Genomic DNA, 16,224 nt, shown 5'->3' with positions numbered 1-16,224 from the left:
ACGATGCGTGATTCGACACCTTTGATTCATCCCACGGCGGTCATCGATCCCTCGGCAACGCTGGCTGACGACGTCCGCGTCGGCGCGTTTTCGCTGATCGGCGCCGATGTGGAGATCGGCGCGGGCACCGAGGTCGGGCCGCATTGCTGGATCCATGGCCCGACCCGGATCGGCCGCAATAACCGCTTCATCGGCCACGCGGCGATCGGCGGCGAGCCGCAGGACAAGAAGTACGCCGGCGAGCGCACCGAACTGGTGATCGGCGACGGCAATGTGATCCGCGAATTCGTCACCATCAATCGCGGTACCGGCGGCGGTGGCGGCATCACCGTGGTCGGCGACGACAACTGGATGCTGGCCTATACGCATGTGGCGCACGACTGCCATGTCGGCAACCACTGCGTGTTTTCCAACAACACCACGCTGGCCGGCCACGTCACCGTCGGCGACTACGTGATCATCAGCGGCTTTGCCGGCGCGCATCAGTTCTGCCGGATCGGCGCGCACGCCTTCCTGGGCATGGGCGCGCTGACCAATGGCGACGTGCCGCCGTTCACCATGGTCGGCAGCGAATCGCTGGGCCGCCCACGCGGCATCAATAGCGAAGGGCTCAAGCGCCGCGGCTTCGATGCCGAGCGCATCACCGCGATCAAGCGCGCCTACCGCACGCTGTACGTCGCCGGCCTGCCGCTGAGCGAGGCCAAACTGCAGCTGGCCGAACAGGCCAAGAGCAGCGAGGACGTGCGCGGGCTGCTCGAGTTCATCGAAGCGGCGGAAAGGCCGTTGTTGCGATGAAGGCCGGGATTCGGGATTCGGGATTGGAGATGCAAAGCGTCCACACCACACCGGGCGACGTCGTGCACGACGCGCTGGCCAATCCCCAATCCCCAATCCCCAATCTCCGCTCCCCACGCATCGCGCTGATCGCCGGCGAAGCCTCCGGCGACATCCTGGGTGCCGGGTTGATCGATGAATTGCGCCGCCGTTATCCGACTGCCGAGTTCGTCGGCATCGGTGGCGATGCGATGCGCGGCGCCGGCTGCCAGACCTGGTTCGATGCCAGCGAGCTGGCGGTGATGGGCCTGACCGAAGTGCTGCAGCATCTGCCGCGGCTGTTGAAGCTGCGCCGCGCCTTCCGCGAGCGCGTGCTGGCCTGGAAGCCGGATGTGTTCATCGGCATCGACGCGCCCGATTTCAATCTTTCGGTCGAGCGCTGGCTCAAGCAGCGTGGCGTGCGTACCGTGCATTACGTCAGTCCCTCGGTGTGGGCATGGCGCGAGAAGCGTGCCGAGAAGATCGGTGCCAGCGCCGACCTGGTGCTGTGCCTGTTTCCGATGGAGCCGCCGATCTACGCCCGGCACGGCATCGATGCGCGGTTTGTCGGCCACCCGATGGCCGACGACATCGCCTACCAGGCCGATCGCGCGGCCGCGCGCGCCAAGCTGGGCCTGTCTGCCTCCAGCACCGTGCTGGCGGTGTTGCCAGGTAGCCGGCATGGCGAAATCAGCAAGCTCGGCGATACGTTTTTCCAGGCCGCCTGGCTGGTGTCCGAACATCTGCCCAACCTGCACGTGCTGGTACCGGCAGCCAACCCTGGCTGCAAGCAACTGCTGGCCGAACAGCTGTCGCACTCGTCGCTGCCGGTGCTGCGCTCGCACCTGCTCGACGGCCAGGCGCGCACCGCGATGCTGGCTGCCGACGTGGTGTTGCTGGCCTCCGGCACTGCCACACTGGAGGCGATGCTGGTCAAGCGCCCGATGGTGGTCGGCTACAAGGTCGCCCCGCTCACCTACCGCATCGTCAAGACACTGGGTCTGCTCAAGGTCAACCGCTATGCGCTGCCCAACATCCTGGCCAACGACGATCTGGCGCCCGAGCTGATGCAGGACGACTGCACCCCGGAGCGCCTGTGCGTGGCCCTGCTGGACTGGTTCAAGCACCCGGAGAAAGTCGCCGCGCTGCAGCCGCGGTATCTGGCCCTGCACGCAGAACTGCGCCGCGATGCATCGGCGCGCGCGGCCGATGCGGTGGCCGGGTTGCTGGAGGGCAGGGATTCGGGAGTGGGCATTCGGGATTCGTCAGGAGCAAAGGCGTGAAAATCCTGGCTCCGTGCGCACAAGCCGATAGCGCCAGCACCGAGGCGCGCCAGTCGTCCTTGTTCGGCCAATCCCCAATCCCGAATGCCGAATCCCGGCGCTTGATCGCCGGCGTCGACGAAGCCGGCCGCGGCCCGCTCGCTGGCCCGGTTGCGGTGGCTGCGGTGGTGTTCGACCCGAGCAAGCCGCGCATCAACGGGCTGGATGATTCCAAGCAACTGAGTGCGCAGCGGCGCGAGCAGTTGTACGCGCGCATCGTCGAGCGGGCGCTGGCGTGGTCGGTGGTGCTGATCGACAGCGAGGAGATCGACCGCATCAACATCTATCAGGCCACCATGCTCGGCATGCGCCGCGCGGTGGAAGGGGTGGCGCATGTGGCCGGGTTCGCGCGCATCGACGGCAACCGCGTGCCCAAGGGCTTGCCCTGCCCGGCCGAGGCCTTGATCGGTGGCGATGCGCTCGACCGCGCGATCATGGCGGCCTCGATCGTGGCCAAGGTCACCCGCGACCGTTTGATGCATGAGTTGCACGCGCAGCATCCCGAATACCGCTTCGACCAGCACAAGGGCTACGCCACCCCGGTGCATCTGGCCGCATTGCAGACGCACGGGCCCTGCCCGCAGCATCGCCGCAGTTTCGCACCGGTGCGGCGTGCGCTGGGAATCGAGACCGCCGCCCCGTCGAACTGGGACGTGCCCTGCGTGGCCCCGGCCGATGGCCTGCTGCTGGCCGATTGACTGACCGCAGTTCAGGGGACCTGGCCCGGTATCGGTGCCGTCCATCCGCGCGCATGCGGCCCGCTTCGGCCGTGGCTTCGCGGAGCGGACGTTGCACTCGCGCAGCCCCGCACGCCCCCCGATCCGCGCAATCGCCGTCAGCGCGCTCCACGCAGCTAGCCGAACCCTGAATCGGCTGCACCGGCCAGCCCCCGTGGCGTCTGGCCGCAGCCCCGTACCGGTGCTGTCAAGCCTTGTTCGGCCCGGCCACGGTCGCTACCCTGACCGCGCATTATTCCGGTCTCGCATGTCCACTTCCCGCTTCGTCCATCTGCACGTCCACACCGAGTTCTCGCTGGCGGATTCCACCATCCGTGTGCCCGAGAAACCGGATCAGGCTGACCCGAAAAAGGCCAAGCAGGCCAACCTGCTGAGCCGCGCGGTCGAGCTCGACATGCCCGCGCTGGCAGTCACCGACCTCAACAACCTGTTCGCGCTGGTCAAGTTCTACAAGGCCGCCGAAGGTGTGGGCATCAAGCCGATCGCCGGCGCCGACGTGATGATCGCCACACCGGACATGACGCCCTGGCGCATGACCCTGCTGTGCCGAGACCGCGAAGGGTACTTGAGCCTGTCGCGCCTGCTCACCCGCGCCTGGATGGAAGGCCACCGCCCCGAGGGCGGCGTGGCGATCCACCCCGAATGGCTGCAGAGCGGCCACGCCAACCTGTTCGCCCTGGCCGGCCGCGACAGCCTGGCCGGGCGCCTGTTTGGCGAAGGCCGCGCCGATCTGGCCGAGCAGCAGCTGGCCGACTGGCAACGCGTGTTCGGCGATGGCCTGCATCTGGAACTCACCCGCACCGGGCGCGAGGGCGAAGAACGCTTCAACCAGTTCGCACTGCATGCAGCCGGCGTACGTGGCCTGCCGGTGGTGGCCAGCAACGATGTGCGCTTTCTGTACGCCAGCGACTTCAATGCGCACGAAGCGCGTGTGTGCATTTCGTCCGGCCGCGTGCTCGACGATCCCAAGCGCCCGCGCGAGTACAGCGACCAGCAGTACCTGAAGTCTGCCGACGAGATGGCCGCGCTGTTCGCCGACGTGCCCGACGCGATCGACAACACCCACGCGCTGGCGCAACGCTGCAACATCGAGATGCGCCTGGGTACCTACTTCCTGCCCGCCTATCCGGTGCCGGAAGACGAGACGCTGGACAGCTGGATCCGCAGCCAGGCGCGCGACGGTCTGGCCGCGCGCCTGGAAAAAAGCCCGATCGCACCCGGCAAGACCCGTCAGGACTATGTGGACCGGCTCGAATTCGAGCTGGATACCATCATCAAGATGGGCTTCCCCGGCTACTTCCTGATCGTGGCCGACTTCATCCAGTGGGGCAAGAACCAGGGTATTCCGATCGGCCCGGGCCGCGGCTCCGGTGCCGGCTCGCTGGTGGCCTGGGCGTTGCAGATCACCGATCTGGATCCGCTGCCGTACAACCTGCTGTTCGAGCGCTTCTTGAATCCAGAGCGCGTGTCGATGCCCGACTTCGACATCGACTTCTGCATGGATCGCCGCGACGAGGTGATCGACTACGTGGCGCGCAAGTACGGGCGCGAGCGGGTCAGCCAGATCATCACCTACGGCACCATGGCGGCCAAGGCGGTGGTGCGCGACGCCGGGCGCGTGCTCGGCTTCACCTATGGCCTGGTCGACAGCGTGGCCAAGCTGATCCCCAACATCCTGGGCATCACGCTCAAGGATGCGATGGGCGAAGGCAAGGATTCGGAGATGGCCTCGCCGGACCTGATCCAGCGCTATCAGGTCGAAGACGACGTGCGCGACCTGATGGACCTGGCGCGCCAGCTCGAGGACCTCACCCGCAACGCCGGCAAGCACGCCGGCGGCGTGGTGATCGCGCCCGAGCCGCTCTCCGAGTTCTGCCCGCTGTTCGCCGAACACGACGAGGGCGGGCGCGGCAAGAATCAGGTCACCCAGTTCGACAAGGACGACGTCGAAGCGGTCGGCCTGGTGAAGTTCGACTTCCTCGGCCTGCGCACGCTGACCATCATCGATTGGGCGGTCAAGGCGATCAACGTGCGCCACGCGCGCGCCGGCATCGACCCGGTCGACATCACCACGCTTCCGCTCGACGACGTGCCAACCTACAAGGGCGTGTTCGCCTCGGGCAATACCGGCGCGGTGTTCCAGTTCGAATCCTCGGGCATGCGCCGCCTGCTCAAGGACGCGCGCCCGGACCGCTTCGAAGACCTGATCGCGCTGGTGTCGCTGTACCGCCCCGGCCCGATGGACCTGATCCCGGACTTCAACGCGCGCAAGCACGGCCAGCAGGAGATCATCTACCCGGATCCGCGCACCGAGGCCATCCTCAAGGACACCTACGGGATCATGGTGTACCAGGAGCAGGTGATGCAGATGGCGCAGATCGTCGGCGATTATTCGCTGGGCGGTGCCGACCTGCTGCGCCGCGCGATGGGCAAGAAAGTGCCGGCCGAAATGGCCAAGCACCGCGAGATATTCCGCGAGGGCGCCGCCAAGGGCGGGGTGAGCGCGCACAAGGCCGACGAAATCTTCGACCTGATGGAGAAGTTCGCCGGCTACGGCTTCAACAAGTCGCACGCCGCCGCCTATGCGCTGGTCAGTTACCAGACCGCCTGGCTGAAACGGCATTACCCGGCCGAGTTCATGGCCGCCACGCTGTCTTCGGACATGGACAACACCGACAAGGTGGTCGGCTTCCTCGATGAGGTGCGCAATCTCGGCCTGACCGTCAAGCCGCCGCGCGTCAACGAATCGGCCTACATGTTCGAGGCCGCCACCCCGGACACGATTCAATACGGCCTGGGCGCGATCAAGGGCGTCGGCCAGGGCGCGTGCGAGGCGATCATCGAAGAACGCCAGCGCGGCGGTCCTTACACCACGCTGCTGGATTTCTGCACGCGTGTGGGCACCGCAAAGCTCAACCGGCGCACGCTGGAGGCGATGGTCAATGCCGGCGCGATGGACGGCCTGGGCAAGAACCGCGCCTCGCTGATGCTGCAGCTGCCGGAGGTGATGAAAGCCACCGAGCAGATGGCGCGCGAGCGCGCCTCGGGGCAGAACTCGCTGTTCGGCGGGCCGGACCCGAGTGCACCGGCGCTGCGTCTGGACCTGCCAGAAAGCAAGGAATGGCCGCTGGGCCAACTGCTCACCGGCGAGCGCGAAACGCTGGGCTTTTATCTCAGCGGCCACCCGTTCGACCCGCACCGCGACGAAGTGCGCGAACTGGTCGGCTGCGATCTGGGGGCGCTGGAAAAGATTCTCGCCTCGCAACAGCGTGGCGGCGGTGGGGGCGGCGGCGATGGCGAAAAACGTGCCTGGCGCCCGGAAGTCAGCGCCATTCTCGCTGGCCTGGTGGTCGGCGTGCGCCGCAAGGGCGACAGCCAGGTGTTCGTGCAACTGGAAGACGGCCGTGGCCGGGTCGAGTGCAGCGCGTTCTCCGATGCGATGGCCGAGTTCGGGCATCTGCTCACCCGCGACCGCATCCTGATCGTCAAGGGCGGCCTGCGCGAGGACGAATTCAACGGCGGCTACAGCCTGCGCATCCGCCAGTGCTGGGACTACGAGCAGATCTGCGCCGACCACGCGCAACGGCTGTCGCTGCGCCTGGACCTACGCGAAAAGCAGGCCTGGAAGCGCATCGACGCACTGCTGGCCAAGCACCGCCCCGGCAAGACGCCGCTGCGCCTGGACCTGCTGCTACGCGCCCCAAGCGGCGGCGTCGCCGGCATGCTCGACCTCAACGGCAGCCACTCGGTGCGCATCGACCAGCACCTGATGGACAGCCTGCGCGCCGACCCGGCAGTGCGCACCTTGAAGATCAAGTACAGCCCACCGTGGGCGTGAGGGGCCGGGATTGGGGATTGGGGATTCGGGATTGGCAAGAGCGGCGCTGCTACGTTCGGGTTGCTCTGGACCGCTGTTGCGAATCCCCAATCCCGAATCCCCGCATCCGAACGGTTCCGTACGGGTCGGGCGCACCGCTTCAGCTACACTTCCCGCCTTACGTTGACGACACCACTGCATGAATCCTAACTACCTCGACTTCGAGCAACCCATCGCCGATCTGGAAGCCAAGATCCAGGAACTGCGCAAGGCCAGCACCGGCCCTGCAGTCAACGTGGACACCGAAGTGCGTGCGCTGCGCGACAAGCTGCGCATACGCACCGCACAGATCTTCCGCGACCTCTCCGCCTGGCAGGTCTCGCAGCTGGCGCGCCACCCGCAGCGCCCGTACACGCTGGACTACATCAACACCATCTGCGACGAATTCCAGGAACTGGCCGGCGACCGCGCCTATTCCGATGACAAGGCGATCGTCGGTGGCCTGGGCCGCATCAATGGCCGCCCGGTGGTGATCATCGGTCACCAGAAAGGCCGCGACACCAAGACCAAGGTTGCGCGCAACTTCGGCATGCCGCGCCCCGAGGGCTACCGCAAGGCGCTGCGCCTGATGAAGCTGGCCGACCGCTTCCGCCTGCCGCTGCTGACCTTCATCGACACCCCGGGTGCCTATCCCGGCATCGGCGCCGAAGAGCGCGGGCAGTCCGAAGCGATCGCGCGCAATTTGCTCGAAATGGCAGAACTGAAAGTACCGGTGATCTGCACGGTGATCGGCGAAGGCGGCTCCGGCGGCGCGCTGGCGATCGGTGTGGGCGACCGCACCCTGATGCTGGAATACGGCACCTATTCGGTGATTTCGCCGGAAGGCTGCGCCTCCATCCTGTGGAAGGACGCCGCCAAGGCCAAGGACGCCGCCGAGCAACTCGGCCTCACCGCCAAGCGCCTGAAAGGCCTGGGCCTGGTCGACAAGGTGATCCGCGAGCCCACCGGTGGCGCGCATCGCAATCCCGAGCAGATGGGCAAGCGTCTGAAAGCGGTACTGCTCAACGAGCTGGACGCGCTGGAAAAGATCCCGGTCGACGCCCTGCTGCAGCAACGTTACGAGCGCCTGCGCAGCTACGGCGCCTACGAAGGCAACTGATCGGCGGTTGACTCACGATGGCGCAGAACGCGCCATCGCACCGCCAGGCACGCATGAAAAGGATGTCCGCACAATGAGCCCGCTGCTGCTTTTATCGCTGGTGTTACAGGCCGCCTGCTGCGTGCACGTGGTCCGCAGCGGCCGCCCGCTGTACTGGATCTTCATCCTGCTGGTGCTGCCTTTTCTGGCCACGCTGGTCTACATCGTGGTGGCGGTGATTCCGGATCTGCGCAACGACCCGACCGCGCGCCGCGGTTTGCGCAAGGTGCGTCAGCGCATCGATCCGCAACGCGAACAACGCGACGCCTCGCGGCAACTGGATGTGGCCGACACTCCGGAAAACCGCCGTCGGCTCGCGCAGACGCTGCTGGAACAAGGCGATTACACGCGTGCGGCAGAGCTCTACCAGGGCGCACTGCGTGGCATCTACCGCGACGATCCAGACTTGATGCTGGGCCTGGCCAAGGCGCAGTACGGGCTGGGCCAGGCAGCGGAAACACGCAAGACCCTGGACGCATTGATCGCCGCCAATCCCAACTACCGTTCGCACGACGGGCATCTGCTGTATGCACGCGCGGTTGAAGACAGCGGCAGCATCGACGAGGCGCTGCACGAGTACGAGACGCTTGCGCAAGGCTATCCGGGCGAAGAAGCACGCGTGCGCTATGCGCAATTGCTGCTGCACGCTGCGCGCCAGCAGGAGGCCAAGGCCATCTTCGAGCAGGTGCTACGCCACGCGGCCGCCTCGCCCAAGCATTACCAGCGCGAACAACGCGCCTGGATCGACATCGCACGCAAAGGTCTGAGCGAGCTGGGCGTCGACGCGTAATTGCTACCTGACCCAATCACCCTGCGTCGGCCAGCGCCTCGGCACACGCCGTCTGTTCGTCAACAGCGCTCAAAACGGCTTGGCAAGCACCAGCCAGATCACGCCGACCAACAAGAACACCGGCACTTCGTTGAACAACCGCAGCGCGCGGCCGCTGGGCACGGCGCGCCCCTGGTCCAAGCCCTTCAACCAGCGCCCGGACACGATGTAGTGCGCCAGAATCAGCGCCACTGCAAAGAGTTTCGCGTGCATCCAGCCGCCAGCCACCATCGTCGGAAAGTCAGGAATCACCCGATAGCCTTGCCACAACACCGCACCCAGCACCAGCGCCAGACCCAGCATGCTGTGGCCGAACTTGTAGAGGCGCCGCCCCATCAGCACCAGGCGCGTGCGCACTGCGGGTTCGGCGCCGGCTTCGGCGATATTGACCAGGATGCGCGGCAGGTAGAACACCGCGGCCATCCAGGCGATGACGAACAACAGGTGGAAGGTCTTGATCCACAGATACAGGGTCATGGGCTGGCTTCGCTGGCTGGCGTAGGATGGCCCGCATTTTCACCTATCCGCTTGCGCGAAAGCACATCCGTCCATGCATCAGCCCGACGACAAACAGTACGACGCCCACTATTTCAGCCGCTGGTATCGCGATGCAGGGCTAGCCGACCCGGCGCGTCTGCGACGCAAGGTCGCACTCGCAGTAAGCCAGGCCGAGTACTACCTGGAGCGCCCGATCCGCAGCGTGCTGGATATCGGCTGTGGCGAGGCCGCGTGGCGCGCACCGTTGCTGGCGTTGCGGCCAAAGCTCAGTTATCTGGGTTTCGACAGCAGCGCCTATGCAGTGCAGCGCTACGGGCGCAGCCGGCAGATCCACCCTGCCCGCTTCGGCGACTTCGCCTGGCTGCGCCCGTGCGCGCCGGTGGATCTGCTGATCTGCTCGGACGTGCTGCACTACGTACCCACGCGTGAGTTCAATCAGGGCCTGCCCGGACTGGCCGAGATGTGCGCAGGCGTGGCGTTTCTGGAGACCTTCGCCGAAGAAGACGCCTTCGAAGGCGACCACGGAGGTTTTCAGGCGCGGCCGGCACGCTGGTATCGGCGCCGCTTCGCCAGCGTGGGCTTTACGGCGCTGGGGTCGCATTGCTGGTTGTCGCCGCAGTTGGGTGGGGAGACGTCGGCGTTGGAGCGCAGTTAACGGGTGAGTGGGCTGCTTGAGGCATTCATTGCGTGCAGCTTCGCTCCCTACCCTCACCCCAATCCTCGCTCCGCGCCCCGGCCCGCGCTTGCGGCGCGGGCGCTCCAAGGCACGCGCGCCATGGCGAGCAAGCAGTGTCTTCTCGCCTCGCAGGGAGAGGGACTTGTTTCTGCAGGTTTGCGCAGGCCGTCCATAGCGTACCGGCGAACGCGGTCTATCATCCGCGCGGAGCTGTCCCTTCTCCCACCGGGAGAAGGTGCCCCGCAGGGGCGGATGAGGGTACGGGCGAAGCTTGGTGGAGTTCGAGTGCATGTGGCTTCGCCCCGTACCCTCACCCCAACCCCTCTCCCGGAGGGAGAGGGGCTTTCATGGTCGCGATCTTCTGGCCGCACGCAGCCGCTCGAAGATCACAATTAGCCGCAGATACGTCGCCTACGCCTGCCATAGCTCCTATGACAACCTCTACCGTCCCCAGCCCCATTAAGGTGCAAATGCGCCAAAGCGGGTATGCTGCGTGGCAGCAAAGCCGCACGGATGGGTGGAATGCTTTATCAACTGCACGAGCTAACCCGCAATCTGCTAGCCCCCTGGGTGCATCAGGCCCAGGCGAACGCCAAGATGTTCTCCGACCCCGACAGTCTGTGGGCCTCGCTCCCGGGTGCCGAACGCATGGCGGCCAGCAATGAGCTGTTCCACCGCCTCGGCAAGGAATACGAAAAACCCGCCTGGGCGCTCGACGATGTCGAGGTCGATGGCCACTCGCTGCCGATCATCGAACGCGAAGTCCTGAGCAAGCCGTTCTGCCGCCTGCTGCGCTTCAAGCGTTTCAGCGACCATGTCGAGCTGATCGGCACGATGAAGCAGCAGCCTGCCGTGCTGGTGGTGGCACCGTTGTCCGGCCACCACGCCACCCTGCTGCGCGATACCGTGCGTACCCTGCTGCGCAACCACAAGGTCTACGTGACCGACTGGGTCGACGCGCGCATGGTGCCGCTGGAAGCCGGCGCGTTCCGGCTCGAGGACTACATCAGCTACATCCAGGAGTTCATCCGCCACATCGGCGCCGACCGCCTGCATGTGGTGAGCGTGTGCCAGCCCACCGTGCCGGTGCTCGCGGCGGTATCGCTGATGGCCACCAACGATGAGCCCACGCCGCGCTCGCTGGTGATGATGGGCGGGCCGATCGATGCACGCCGCAGCCCGACCCAGGTCAACAACCTGGCCACCGAGAACGGCATCGAGTGGTTCCAGAACAACCTGATCCACACCGTGCCGTTCCCGTATCCGGGACATGGCCGGCAGGTGTATCCGGGCTTCCTGCAGCACGCCGGTTTCCTGTCGATGAATCCCAACCGGCACGTGATGTCGCACTGGGATTTCTACACCGATCTGGTCAAGGGCGACCTGCAGGATGCGCAGGCGCACCGGCAGTTCTACGACGAATACAACGCCGTGCTCGACATGCCGGCCGAGTATTACCTGGACACGATTCGCGTGGTGTTCCAGGACTTCCTGCTGCCGCAGGGCAAGTGGAAAGTGGACGGTCAGTTGGTGAAGCCATCGGCGATCCGCAACACCGCGCTGCTCAGCATCGAGGGCGAACTGGACGATATTGCCGGCCTCGGTCAGACCGAAGCCGTGCACGATCTGTGCACCGGCATCGATGCGGCGCATCGCCGTCATCTGGTGGTGGAAGGCGCCGGCCATTACGGCATCTTCAGCGGCCGTCGCTGGCGCGAAGTGGTATATCCGCAGGTGCGCGAATTCATCGGCCGCTACGACGCAGACCCGGTCGGCAACCGCGATCCGGCCACCGTCACCCCGATCCGCAAGCGCGGCAAACGCGCTTGATCAGGTGAAAAAAAGCGCCTTGATCGATCTCGATCAAGGCGCTTTTTTTATGGACAGATTCTTGGTTCATGCGAAGACAGAGTAGTGCGTGATCGCGCGGTCGCGTGCGCGGTGCCCTCGCCGCCCGCGGGACACGCCGCAAGTACGTCCGTGTAGGCTCGGTGGCGGCATCCATGCCGCCACACGGTCCCGCAATCGGCGAGGACACCGCACCGGACAGTTTGCCGGCTGTTTTATTGAAGACCCTGCACACCGACCATCTCGACTGGTCCTTGTCCGCTCACCGTCGCGGGACCTTATGCGGCATGGATGCCGCATAAGAGCCTACACGGAAGTACTTGCGGCGTGTCCCGCGATGGTGAGCGGGCAAGGGCCCTGCAGCCAAGTGGAAGATCAACCGCTCTGCAACTGATCTATCCGCACTCTCCATGCGTTCAAGACAACCGAGATTTCGAGTCGTAGCGTCATTAGATACAGTCACAAGCTAGTTAGTCGAGCGCGCGGTGCCCTCGCCGCTCGCGGGACACGCCGCAAGTACGTCCATGTAGGCTCGGTGGCGGCATCCATGCCGCCACACGGTCCCGCAAGCGGCGAGGACACCGCACCAGAAAGTTAGTCGGCTGCTTTGTTGAAAGCCTGCCTGTTGATCTCGTTGCGTTGCGAAGCTGATCGGACGCGCAGTTATCCAGACAGCGCATGTCATGCCTTGCTTGCAACCATGCATACCGACCATCTTGATTGGTCCTTGCCCGCTTACCGTCGCGGGACCTTACGCGGCATGGATGCCGCGTAAGAGCCTACACGGACGTACTTGCGGCGTGTCCCGCGATGGTGGGCGGGCAAGGACCCTACAGCCAAGCCACAGATCACCCGCTCTGCAACTGATCTATCCGCACTGTCCAATCACTTCCACGACAACCGGGATTTCAAGTCGTAGCGTCTTTCAGGTTCTGCACTGCAGACCACGCGGTACTGCAGCGATCGCAGCCGCGTGTCGCACAACACGCAATCACGCAGTGCACTCAACTTTCGCCACTTTTGACCAGCAAGTGCTTGGCGAACATGCCATGCAGCTTGCCGAAGGCGCGTGCCAGATGCAGCGTGACGAACAGCAGCAGCACGCCCACGACGAACGACGGCAGCGTCAGCCAGGGGCTGGTGACATCCACGCCGTCCCAGGTCAGCACCGCCGTGTTGTCGAACAACAGCGCCAACGGTGAAGCGGCCAAGCCCAGCGACAACGACAACAAGGTGGTGAACACGCTGAAGTAAATGATGCCCAACGGCAGCATCAGCAGGAAGTACAGCATCGTGCTCCAGGTGCGCGCATCGGTGAACATCGCGCCGATGCGTTGCAGCCAGCCACCTTGCGGCCCGGGATGGGCGGGACGACGCGGCATGCGCACACCGAGCAGCGTCTCCACCACGCGGCCTTCCACCAGCGACAGCACACGCACCGACCCGAAAAACAGCACCAGCAGCGGCACACCGATGATCAGGATCAACAGGCCCGCCGACAGACTCGCGCCGGTCACCACCCAGGTGAAATAGAACACGCCGGTGACCAGCGACAGCAGCATGTAGAACAATGCGCCGTACGTGCGCGGGTCGGCCGCGACGCCGAAGAACCTGCCCACCCAGGAACTGCGTTTGGGCGGTAGCGGCGGACGCAGTGCGCGCGTCACCGTCACTTCCGTCTCGCGGTAGATCTCGGCCACTTCATCCGGCGCGCCGTAGCTACCGGCCACCGCCGCGATCACTTCCGCCTCGCTCTTGTCAGCGTGCTCGGCCAGTTCGGCTCGCAGGTATTCCTCGGCGTCGTAGAGTGCGTCCTGGATCATCGCCGGGTCCGCGCCGGCCAGGGCCTGGCGCAACTGGGTCAGGTAATCGGGAATGGTGGTCGGCAACGGACGTGTCTGCGCAATGGTCGTCATGGGTGAGTCCCCTCCAGCACTGAATCAACGGAATCGCGGGTGGCGCGCCAGGCGGCGGTCCAGTCGCGTAGGCAATCACGCCCTGTTTGGGTGATGCGGTAGTAGCGCCGCGGCGGACCGGACGCAGAGGGCTCGACCTGGCTCTGCAGCAGCCCTGCCGCTTCCAGATTGCGCAGCACCGGATACAGCGCGCTCTGCTTGCCGCTCAGCACGCCGTCCAATCGCTCCAGGCGCTTGGCGATCAGGTAGCCATACAATGGCTCGTCGGCCTGCCCCAGCACTGCCAGCAACGCCAGCGACACGGTGCCGGCGCTCAGCTCTTTCTGAAATTTTCGTAGGTAGGCATCCGGCTCGCTCATCGCCATCTCCGCTAGGTCGAAGACGATACTAGTGAGAAGTTAGGTATAGCGGATGTGCTGTTAGTCATGGAGCCGGGTTATGTCAGTCGGGATTCGGGATTCGCAAAAGCATGCCGGCCGAGAATTTCCGTGCATCGACTCAAGCGAACTGAAGAAGAATTGGCACACCAATCGACACGCCTGCTGGTGCGAATCCTCAATCCCCAATGACAAATTCCGGCTCATGTACTTAGAACCATTGGGTTACTGCCTTTACGGCATGGCTCCACTACAGTCCTTGGTCACTGAGCCGATACACCGTGCTCAGGCGACTCACTTTTAGATAGGGCGACACGATGCGACTTGCGCGTTTGGCACGACCGGCCATGGCTGACACTTCCTTTGGTACCACCCGGCGCCTCTGCCTTGCGATCGGGTTGTCGCTGCCTGGCGTGAGCGTTGCACAGGCGCAGACAGCGCCGGTCAATGCCGAGCAGACCCAGCCGGACATCAGCAAATCGCAAGCGCCTGCTGCAGCACCTGCTGTCCCTGCAGCGCCCGCTGCATCCAAGGGTTACCCGCTCGAAGCGCAGGGTTGGGGTGCCAAACAGGGCGGCAATATGTGGCAGGTGCGCTGGGTCGAAGACTGGTCATATCTGAAAGATCCGTCCAAGCGCAAGAGCCCGTTCGATCCGCTCAAGTACATCCCGCTCAGCGAATCCGGCGATGTCTACGTGTCGCTCAGCAACGAGCTGCGCATACGCAGCAACACCATCACCAATCCCGGCCTGATTCCGGGCAGCCATTCGCAGCAGCAGTATCTGTTCCGTGCATTCTTCGGCGCCGACTTCCATGTCGGCGAGCACTTCCGTCTGTATACGGAACTGGCGCACGGCAGCCTGGATGGGCGCAACGAAGGTACCAAGACCGGTACCCAGGAAAACAACGCGATCCTGCAGCAGGTGTTCTTCGACGTGAAGGGCAACATCGGCGGCGCCGACACCGGTCTGCGTGTGGGCCGTCAGGTGTTCGTCGACGGCCCGACCACATTGATGGCGCTGCGCGACAACACCGATATCTTCGTGACCTTCAACGGTGTGCGCGCCTGGGCGATCGGCGAAAAGACCCGTGTGGACGTGTTCGATTTCAACTTCAATCTGGATGGCACCGAAGGGTTGGGCGACGATCGCATCGACCGCTCGCGGCATTTCCGCGGCGTGGTTGGCGGATATCGCCTGCCGACCGCCAAGCCGATGTATCTGGAGCCGTTCTTCTATCAGTTCCGCAACGACAATCAGGTGTGGGGCCGGCAGACCGCCGAAGAAAACCGCAATTACTACGGCCTGCGCCTGTGGGGCAATGTGGGCAAGCTGCGCACCGATTCGTTCGTGACCGTGCAGCGCGGCAGTTTTGGCGGACGCGACCTGCGCGCGTACATGGCGAGCACCTCCAATGCCTGGACGTTGAGCGACAGCGGCTGGAAGCCACGCGTGGGGTTTCATAGCGAAATCGCATCCGGTGGCGGCGGTACCTCCGGCACCGGCACCTTGCGCAACAACAATTTTCTCTACGGCAACACGATCTATTTCAGCTGGGCGACGTTCTTCGGCCCGGTCAACCTGGTCACTGCCGCGCCAACGCTGATCTTCTCGCCCACGCCCAAGCTCACCGTGAACCTGGAGTGGGAAACTTTGTGGCGCCAGACCACCAGCGATGCGATCTACAACAACCAGGCGCGCGCCTATGCACGTACGCAGAGCACCGGCGAGCGGCGCATCGGCACCATGCCGCGCATCAACGCGACCTGGAACATCGACCCGAACTGGTCGGTGACCTTCCGCGCCGAACACCTGATCGCCGGCCCCGCGCTGACCAAGGCCGGTTACGGCGATTCGACCTTCGTGATGGGGTGGTTGAACTTCCGGTTCTGAGTAAGCGGTACGGTCCGATCGTTGTTCTGCACTGATCTGCGCACTAGGATCGGACGCGATGAATGTGTCGGTTGCATAGCGGCTGATCTGTGGCTTGGCTGCGGCTTGGCTGCAGGGCCCTTGCCCGCCCACCATCGCGGGACACGCCGCAAGTACGTCCGTGTAGGCTCTTACGCGGCATCCATGCCGCGTAAGGTCCCGCAACGGTGGGCGGGCAAGGACCAATCGAGATGGTTGGTGTGCAGGGTGCAAGCAGTGCATGACGCGCTTCTGATTCGCCAGCTCTCATGTGGGTGCGAAC

General features: G+C 64.8%; 12 protein-coding genes. 9 read left to right on the top strand and 3 right to left on the bottom strand.

The annotated features are described in order from the left end of the window. The first annotated feature begins 3 nt into the window (after positions 1–3). From lpxA to NMB96_RS13585, 6 genes are all read left to right on the top strand, one after another. Positions 4–795: an acyl-ACP--UDP-N-acetylglucosamine O-acyltransferase gene (lpxA, locus tag NMB96_RS13610; protein ID WP_023903429.1), complete on the top strand. Its 792-nt coding sequence runs from the start codon at positions 4–6 to the stop codon at positions 793–795. Positions 796–824: 29 nt separating this feature from the next. Further along, positions 825–2,096 carry a lipid-A-disaccharide synthase gene (gene lpxB, locus NMB96_RS13605; protein ID WP_255085033.1) on the top strand — a complete coding sequence of 424 codons (1,272 nt, stop codon included), beginning with the start codon at positions 825–827 and terminating at the stop codon, positions 2,094–2,096. Then, positions 2,093–2,833: a ribonuclease HII gene (locus NMB96_RS13600; RefSeq protein ID WP_255085032.1), complete on the top strand. Its 741-nt coding sequence runs from the start codon at positions 2,093–2,095 to the stop codon at positions 2,831–2,833. The genes lpxB and NMB96_RS13600 overlap by 4 nt, the downstream gene beginning before the upstream one ends. 286 nt (positions 2,834–3,119) lie before the next feature. Further along, on the top strand, positions 3,120–6,710 hold the full coding sequence (gene dnaE / locus NMB96_RS13595) for a DNA polymerase III subunit alpha (RefSeq protein WP_255085030.1): 3,591 nt from the start codon (positions 3,120–3,122) through the stop codon (positions 6,708–6,710). Positions 6,711–6,888: 178 nt separating this feature from the next. After that, entirely contained in the window at positions 6,889–7,848 is a 960-nt protein-coding gene (locus tag NMB96_RS13590) for an acetyl-CoA carboxylase carboxyltransferase subunit alpha (RefSeq protein WP_023903424.1), read from the top strand. A gap of 73 nt (positions 7,849–7,921) precedes the next feature. Continuing rightward, positions 7,922–8,677 (top strand): tetratricopeptide repeat protein, encoded by a 756-nt coding sequence (locus tag NMB96_RS13585; protein ID WP_043889094.1) that lies wholly within the window; start codon positions 7,922–7,924, stop codon positions 8,675–8,677. A 69-nt stretch (positions 8,678–8,746) separates the two neighbouring features. On the opposite strand, the gene NMB96_RS13580 is transcribed toward NMB96_RS13585, so the two are convergent. Further along, positions 8,747–9,193 carry a CopD family protein gene (locus NMB96_RS13580; protein WP_255085028.1) on the bottom strand — a complete coding sequence of 149 codons (447 nt, stop codon included), beginning with the start codon at positions 9,191–9,193 and terminating at the stop codon, positions 8,747–8,749. A 73-nt stretch (positions 9,194–9,266) separates the two neighbouring features. Here NMB96_RS13580 and NMB96_RS13575 point away from each other — a divergent pair, with 73 nt between their 5' ends. Both NMB96_RS13575 and NMB96_RS13570 read left to right on the top strand, forming a co-directional pair. After that, positions 9,267–9,869 carry a methyltransferase gene (locus tag NMB96_RS13575; RefSeq protein WP_023903421.1) on the top strand — a complete coding sequence of 201 codons (603 nt, stop codon included), beginning with the start codon at positions 9,267–9,269 and terminating at the stop codon, positions 9,867–9,869. Between the two features lie 507 nt (positions 9,870–10,376). Then, positions 10,377–11,720 (top strand): polyhydroxyalkanoate depolymerase, encoded by a 1,344-nt coding sequence (locus NMB96_RS13570; protein ID WP_084217848.1) that lies wholly within the window; start codon positions 10,377–10,379, stop codon positions 11,718–11,720. 1,022 nt (positions 11,721–12,742) lie between these two features. Here the strand turns inward: NMB96_RS13570 and NMB96_RS13565 are convergent. Together NMB96_RS13565 and NMB96_RS13560 are read right to left on the bottom strand one after the other, a co-directional pair. Then, positions 12,743–13,654: a sensor domain-containing protein gene (locus tag NMB96_RS13565; RefSeq protein ID WP_023903335.1), complete on the bottom strand. Its 912-nt coding sequence runs from the start codon at positions 13,652–13,654 to the stop codon at positions 12,743–12,745. After that, positions 13,651–14,013, bottom strand: coding sequence for a PadR family transcriptional regulator (locus NMB96_RS13560; protein WP_255085027.1), 363 nt, complete (start codon positions 14,011–14,013; stop codon positions 13,651–13,653). The genes NMB96_RS13565 and NMB96_RS13560 overlap by 4 nt, the downstream gene beginning before the upstream one ends. Before the next feature lie 335 nt (positions 14,014–14,348). Here NMB96_RS13560 and NMB96_RS13555 point away from each other — a divergent pair, with 335 nt between their 5' ends. After that, positions 14,349–15,923 (top strand): alginate export family protein, encoded by a 1,575-nt coding sequence (locus NMB96_RS13555; RefSeq protein WP_023903332.1) that lies wholly within the window; start codon positions 14,349–14,351, stop codon positions 15,921–15,923. Positions 15,924–16,224: the final 301 nt, after the last annotated feature.

The organism is Xanthomonas hortorum (assembly GCF_024339125.1).
GTDB classification, from domain to species: Bacteria; Pseudomonadota; Gammaproteobacteria; order Xanthomonadales; family Xanthomonadaceae; genus Xanthomonas; species Xanthomonas hortorum.
The sequence above is the reverse complement of the archived record's forward strand: the minus strand, read 5'-3'. Positions and strand labels throughout refer to the sequence as shown.